Here is a 6,561-nt window from a genome sequence, read left to right as displayed (position 1 = left end):
CGGTCAGCCGGAGGTCCTTGGATCCGGTCAGCAGCGTGGACTGCGCAGTTGGGTTTGCCTGCAGCTGACTTGGCAGTACGCCGTAGGACTGGTTGTCCACTCCGCCGCGTCCCCATACGGCCGGCGCGGCCCTGAGCCAGCTCTTGCCGTTCAGCTTCTCGGGACGCACCGCACTCCCGCCGACGTACATCACCTTGTCGACGAACCGGATCTCCAGCCGGCCGTTCCCACCCTGGTCGGCCGTAGCGGTCATCTTCATACTCATGGCCAGCGGTTGAGTGTTCATGGAGGCCTCGGCTTCCAGACGGCCCTTCCCTGGCACGGTCCCGCTGATCCGATAGCGGAGCGACGTGATGTCCTCGGCGTTCTTCCCTGCCTTCGCCACGGCCGCCGCAGGAGTCACCTTGGATGGGTTTTCAACAGCGGAATCGCTCTTGGCACCCCCACCGCAAGCAACCGATCCCCCCGCGAGCAGTACGGCCGCGAAGGCCACGCTCGTCACTCTGCGCGGTACGGAAACAAGGACGTCCATTCCCACAACCCCCCAAGGCAGATGGCACATCCATGCCAAGGCCGCGAGCCTAGCTCGGGGCGTGTCCTGAGATCTGTTGGGGTCTTGTGAGGTACGCGCCAGACGTGCTCGCCCGACGTTCGGCGGCCGTTGGCGTGATCGGACTTTCAGCTTGGGAAGCTTGGGTCATAGACGGACGGTTGCTGAGCTGACCTGCGGCGGATCTGGAACGGGGGCCGGGTGGTTGCCGACTGGTTCCCCGCTGTTCCCCGTGGTTCTCCGTGGTTCTCCGTGGTTCTCCGTGGTTCTCCGCGAGATCTGGCACGCATCTGGCACGTCCGTCCTCTACCTCGCCAGCAGTTGGCAGGGCGCGGGAGTTCTACTCGCACGTCCCTAGGGTGCAGGCCATGGGGACCTCCGATTCCGCACCACTCATACGTGCCTGTTGGCTCTCATGGCTCGCGGTCGCGACCGCCGATCAGGCGGAGGTGGAGAAGGCCCTCGGCTTGACGGAGTACGGGAGATCACCTGGGCCGACGGGGTGGAACTCATCGACGAGGTGGCACACGACGAGGAGGAGCCCTTCTCCGCAGTCGTCGTCATCCCACCCATGCGGGGGTGGACCCTGGTCGTCGGACCGTACTTCGGCTTGCCCTATCCGCAGCAGACAGCGCACGTCTCCGAGCTATGCCGCGAGTTGAGCGTGCAGTTCGGCAAAGCCCAACTCTTCTTCCACGGTGAGCAGAACGACGGGGAGGCGTGGCTGATCGCCGAACGCGGGCGGATCGTCAGGCGTTGGATCAGTGAGTGCCCGGAGCTCGCTCTGGGCGAACCGTTCGGAGTCGAGCGACGGCTCCTCGACGTGTACGGCATCACGGGCAAACCTGAGGATCTCGGTCCCAACAGCGACCTGGCCGGCGACTGGGCGGCGACTTGGGGGGATTGCTGGGCAACGACGGTTGCAGAGGAGTCCAGCATCGACCCCACCGCAGCAACCGCCGATACGGGTTCGATCAGCAGCATGTGGGTGGCAGTCGCTCCACCTCTCGAATAGGCGCGTTGCCTGCCATCGAAAGGAAAGCTGCAGACCACCGCTTTAGGAGTTCGATCTCGGCCCTGCGTTGCCGCGGTCCAGCTCGTGCGCGGGTGCCATCGCCGGGTGCTGACTGTCGCGGCTGTTCGTGGTCGTTGATGTCAGCGTTGGATGTCAGCGGAACAGCTGCGGCACTGGGCAGACCTCCCATGGCCCGTCCGGGCTGTAGGCCCAGCGCCACCAGACGTGTCGACCGGCGCACTTCCACAGCGGCCGACAGGTCCGCTGGCCATCGGCCTCCCGTTCGGAGAGCACGAGGCCACCGGACCTCATGGGCTGGTTGCACTCAGGGCAGACCGGAACGTCGTCGCTCACACAACGCACCTCAGCGACGCGACTGCTTCGTCCCGAAGCAACTTGGGTGAGGGCTCTGCCTTGGGCTGGTGGGCTGCTCACCTGCGCTGATGGTCCGCAGGCGTCCGTGCTCGTGCGCTGTTGTTCGTCGGCGTTGTCACGCAGTTGGACACTCACCCGCGTCCATCTCGGAACCGTGAATGGTGCGTTCGATGTCGTGTCAGGCGTGCACACAGCCGAGCCGAGATCCACATCCTGTCTCCCTTGGGCGGGCTCCGCATTGTTCGGAGCTGCTATGGGTTGCGTCGCCTGGTCCCTGACCATCTGGGCGCGCGCATACTGCGACGCGGGTTACGACGCCGGCGGACGCTTCGAACTCAACCTCCTGTTCCCTTTTGCCGTGGGAGCCGAAGCACTCGTTGGGCTCGTGGCGCGGGCCATCGGCCGACGTCTGGTGCTTCGCGCGTCAACGGCGGTCCGCGTCTCACTGCCGACGCTGCTGGTGGTTGTTGCGACGGTGTGGTTGGCATGGTGGTTCTTCGCGACCCGGGGGACGCTGGACGGCTATCCCGGCGACTCTGGCCTCTGCCCCGTGAGTAACGTTCCGCCAACGTGGCCTGACTGGATCCCCGTCTGATCAGCCACACCTGATCACCGGTAGCCGGGACTTGCGGCCGCCCAATCGATCAACTACCGGACGGCGGCTGCTGCGGTTGCGGTGCTGCGTTGTTGTACCGCAGGATCGCGATGGGGGTGACCGTGGAGCGTCACGTGTTGATGCGGCTATTGGCCGGCGACGACGAGGCGTCCGCAGCCGCCCTGGCTTCCCTCCATGGCGGCGCCACCTACGTTGTATGGGATGGGACTGTTCCCGCGGAACGGCATGCTGGGGTCTACGCACGCCGCCTTCGGCGCGTGCGGCTGCAGGGCATCGAACCTCTGGGGCTGGAACGAGCGGTGCAGCTCCTCCGCGAGCATGGCCGGCCGGTGCGCGGAGGGCTGATCGGTTCTGCCGATCGGACATGGACCTTTCTGCTTTTCCTCACCGAAGACGCCAGCGCACTGGTGGCCTGCGCCGGCGTGCAGCGGGTGGTCGAGGAATCACCGCTTTAGGACTTCGATCACGAACTGGCTCGGCCGTGGAGCTGCGTGGTCGCCTCGGCCGAGCTGGACCGTGCCCGTGTGCTGGTGTGCGGGGCCGTTGATGTCACTCGTGGATGTCAGGTTGGGCTAGCGCTTCTTGCGTATCTTGCGCTTCTTCTCCCTGGCTTCCTTCTCTGGCGTCTTGGCCAACATGCCACGGAGTGGCGTTGAGAGGCGCGTCGGTGTCCCGGAACGGCGAAGGGTTCCGTCGGCGGCCTTCGAGTCCAGAGGTGTCCTCGTCCCATGCATTCAGGGCGTTGATGGCTTGCTGGCGGGGTTGCCAGCGATCACTTGTGCCTAGGACTTCCCTGACTAGCCGTACCAATGTCTGGCGAAGGTGCGTCAGTTGGGGGTCGTCCAGGACTGGGATGCATGCTCGGATGGCCGCTTCGCTGACGCGTGGGTCTGGATCGTTGACGTAGGCGAAAGCTGCTGAGAACAGGGTTGGTCTGATCTCTCGGATTCCGGTCGTTGGCGGATAGTTGTCGGGGGAGAAGCCGTGGCGCCGTCGTGCGGCTTCGGCTTCGGCGGTTACTTCGTCCGCGATCGAGTCGATCCAGTTCAGCAACTCGGCTCGTATGCCGCCGGGTATGTCTCGCTGGACCTTGGTGACGGCGGTGGTTGTTCGATGGTCCGGCAGTATCGCGGCCGGCAACCTAGAGCGCTGTGGGCACGGTCGCGCTGTAGAGCGTGTTCTGGTGGTGCAGGGTGTGGGACGGGTAGCCAAGTGCCTTGGTTCTTATGCCTTGATCCGTGTCGAGCAGTGCGACCAGCATCTCTGGAGCGTCTGTCGCGGGGCCGCGGGCATCCTCCAACGCCGTCCAGTCCGTTGCTCGTAGGACACTCTGCGGGTCGGAGAGATCGATGGCCTTCGCCGTGTCCTCGTCCGTCATCTGAGCTGCCACAACGGTGCCGCGTACTGCTCGGGGCGATGGTCAATGAGGAGCCGGCGTAGCTCTTCGCGCTGTGAGCCTCCGAGGTTCAGGGCCTCGGTGAGACGGCGGAATGTCGTGTGAGTGACTCCGCGGCTTTGGGCTTCGTCCTCGAACTTGCCGAGCCGGGACAGGGCGGTGTCGGTGTCGAGCTTCTCCGCCAACTGGTCGTTGAGCCGGGCGGCCTTGTCGCGTTCGTAGTCGATTTCCGAGTAGCCGCAGACCTCGCGGCTGTGTGCCTCGGCTTCGTCCAGCGTGGTCGTCGACAGGATGGCGCGCGCCAACTCGTTGTGGTTCAGGGCGTTGTCCAGGTCGACTTGGTGGACGGTCGGGCTGTCGTTCGTGAGAGGGATGGGGAGTCCGGCGTCCCGTACTTCGCAGATGCCTCGTACTCCTCGTGCGGTTGCGGCGAGCATGCCGGTTGCTTCGGAGGGGTGCCATTCCAGGATCGAGTTGACTGGCTCGGCGTCCTTCGCGGTGAAGGTGTGAACGAGCGGGCCGAGCAGGTTGTGCACCTTGGCGAGGGGGAGTTCGCCGTCCAGGCCGGGGCCGGCGATCAGGAGTCGGATGGGTGCGTTCACTTGGTAGCACGCGGCCAGTGTCAGGGCGTCGGCGAGTGGGCTCTTGAGTGTTGGTTCGTCGCCTCGCGCGAGGATGTCGCCGCCCACGTCCAGGAGGTCGATCGATGTCGGCTCCAAGTGGCTTACCAGCTCCTCGAGTTGGCGGACCAGGCCCTCGGCGCCGTTGTACGGGTTGATCAGTGCGAAGGTGTGTGGGAGTTCTGCCGCGAGTCGGGGGAGTGTGGATCCCGCCGGGGCGATCGGGTGGGCCTCTGCCGGTACTGACCACACGGATCGAGTGAGTGGTTCGAGGCCCGTGAAGTCGGAGGGGCTTCGGGGGCCCGGGACGGGGTCGACCAGCAGGCGGTCCCAGGCGTACGTGAGGATCACCGCGCGGTCCTCGTCGCCGTACAGCGCTGCGTCAAGCATCGCGGCGGCGATCGCGTCGCCCCCTCCTCCTGCTGCGACGATCAACCGCGTCATGCGCCCCAGACTACGAGGTGTGTCACTGGCCACTCACTCTATAGTGGCTAGAGGCCATAGCCACTTGGGGCGAGGAGGGTGCACATGCCGCAGATCGAAGAGGCGCAGCCGAAGTATCTCCAGATCGCTCACTACATCCGTGATCAGATCCTGCGGGGCGATCTGAGGCCGGGGGACGAGGTTCCCTCGGAACGGCAACTGGCGGTGAACTGGAAGGTGTCCAGGCCGACCGCCGCGCGGTCGTTGGAGGCGTTGAGTCACCAGGGGCTTGTCGAGAAGCGGCAAGGGTCGGGCACGTATGTGCGCAGCCTTGAAGTCAACCGGCGGGCACGGGAGTTGTACGGTCGGGCGCGGCAGACCGGGAAGATCTACACCCCTGGTGAGTACGCGGTGATCACCTCGGCCGGTTGGCGGGAAGCTCCGGATCATGTCGCTGAGGCGCTCGGTCTGGTGAGGGAACGCCGAGCCGTGCACCGGCGGCGCGTGACCAACAACCAGGACGGGCCCCTCAGTCTGTCCATTTCGTGGTTCGCGCCGGACGTGGGCGAGCGGGCGCCGAAGTTGCTGGAGCCGGAACGGATCCAGGAGGGCACCTTGATGTACGTCGAGAACACGACCGGCCGGCAAGGAAGTTACGCCGAAGATCGCATGTGTGCTCGGGAAGCGACCGACGAGGAGGCTGCTGATCTCCAACTGGAGCTCGGATCGGCTGTCTTGGTCGTGCATCACGTCGTATTCGATCTCCAGGACCGGCCGTTGGAGTTCGCCGAAGCCACCTATCCGCCGCACCGGTGGGCTTTCGAGCAGGGGTACCCGCTCACCTGATGGGTCGACGTTTCGCCGGATCGGTTGCATAGCGTGAGTGGCTAATGCCACTATCCAGCAAGTGGCTAAGGCCACTTGGGGAGGTGTGTCGCGCCGCGACGGTGTGCCTCTACTGCGACGGCAACGGCAACGGCGAGGAGTGAGCACGGATGATCTGCACGATCGACCGCCATCCTTCTGAGGATTCACCACGACTCGGAGCGATGACCCTGCATCCTCTACCTGAGTCTGTGGGGATCGCGCGACGCTGGTTCCGGAAGTTCATCGCTCCGTACGACCCTGCCTGTTCGGTCGACGACTGCGTACTGATGATCTCGGAGTTGGTCACCAACGCCATCGTCTACGGGTGGTCGGAGGACCCATGGGTCGTGCGAGTGGAATGGTTCCGTGAGGGGAGCTCGCTCCGGGTCGATGTGCACAACCCGGGGTTCCCGGCGAGTGTGCTGCTGCGGTGCCCCGATGCCGATGACGCGCACGGGCGCGGGCTGCTCCTCGTCGACTCCATCGCCGAGTCCTGGCATTCCGGGCCCAGTTGTTTCGGCGGGACGGTTGTTTCCTTTGCGGTGGCCGGTGCTTGGGGAGCGGACTGATCTCGGTTCGTCGCCGATCATCAGGTACGGCAGTCAGGGCCCACCTCGTCGAACATGGCCCAGAAAGTGCACCACAAACACCCACACACCCTCGCCCCCCCCATTACCACCCTGCACACCAAAAACCCCA

At 65.1% G+C, this 6,561-nt stretch carries 6 protein-coding genes and 1 pseudogene; 4 read left to right on the top strand and 3 right to left on the bottom strand.

Translation table 11 applies throughout. The features are described 5' to 3' along the window. A pseudogene (locus ACFWP5_RS50295) lies at positions 1-493 on the bottom strand (hypothetical protein); the annotation flags it as partial. Positions 494-1,070: 577 nt separating this feature from the next. On the opposite strand from ACFWP5_RS50295, the gene ACFWP5_RS50290 reads away from it, so the two are divergent. Together ACFWP5_RS50290 and ACFWP5_RS50285 are read left to right on the top strand one after the other, a co-directional pair. Then, positions 1,071-1,565 carry a hypothetical protein gene (locus tag ACFWP5_RS50290; protein WP_384173461.1) on the top strand — a complete coding sequence of 165 codons (495 nt, stop codon included), beginning with the start codon at positions 1,071-1,073 and terminating at the stop codon, positions 1,563-1,565. A gap of 1,086 nt (positions 1,566-2,651) precedes the next feature. After that, the gene (locus ACFWP5_RS50285) at positions 2,652-3,011 is read left to right on the top strand and encodes a hypothetical protein (RefSeq protein WP_384173458.1); all 360 of its coding nucleotides are present in this window, start codon (positions 2,652-2,654) and stop codon (positions 3,009-3,011) included. A 686-nt stretch (positions 3,012-3,697) separates the two neighbouring features. Here the strand turns inward: ACFWP5_RS50285 and ACFWP5_RS50280 are convergent. Together ACFWP5_RS50280 and ACFWP5_RS50275 are read right to left on the bottom strand one after the other, a co-directional pair. Then, positions 3,698-3,934 carry a hypothetical protein gene (locus ACFWP5_RS50280; RefSeq protein ID WP_384173456.1) on the bottom strand — a complete coding sequence of 79 codons (237 nt, stop codon included), beginning with the start codon at positions 3,932-3,934 and terminating at the stop codon, positions 3,698-3,700. Further along, positions 3,931-5,016, bottom strand: coding sequence for a DUF1152 domain-containing protein (locus ACFWP5_RS50275; protein ID WP_384173453.1), 1,086 nt, complete (start codon positions 5,014-5,016; stop codon positions 3,931-3,933). The genes ACFWP5_RS50280 and ACFWP5_RS50275 overlap by 4 nt, the downstream gene beginning before the upstream one ends. An 84-nt stretch (positions 5,017-5,100) precedes the next feature. On the opposite strand from ACFWP5_RS50275, the gene ACFWP5_RS50270 reads away from it, so the two are divergent. Beyond that, entirely contained in the window at positions 5,101-5,841 is a 741-nt protein-coding gene (locus ACFWP5_RS50270) for a GntR family transcriptional regulator (RefSeq protein ID WP_384173450.1), read from the top strand. A gap of 149 nt (positions 5,842-5,990) precedes the next feature. Continuing rightward, positions 5,991-6,431, top strand: coding sequence for an ATP-binding protein (locus ACFWP5_RS50265; protein WP_384173447.1), 441 nt, complete (start codon positions 5,991-5,993; stop codon positions 6,429-6,431). Positions 6,432-6,561: the final 130 nt, after the last annotated feature.

Source organism: Streptomyces sp. NPDC058469 (assembly GCF_042721125.1).
Taxonomy (GTDB): domain Bacteria; phylum Actinomycetota; class Actinomycetes; order Streptomycetales; family Streptomycetaceae; genus Streptomyces.
This window is presented reverse-complemented; position numbering and strand designations above follow the sequence as displayed.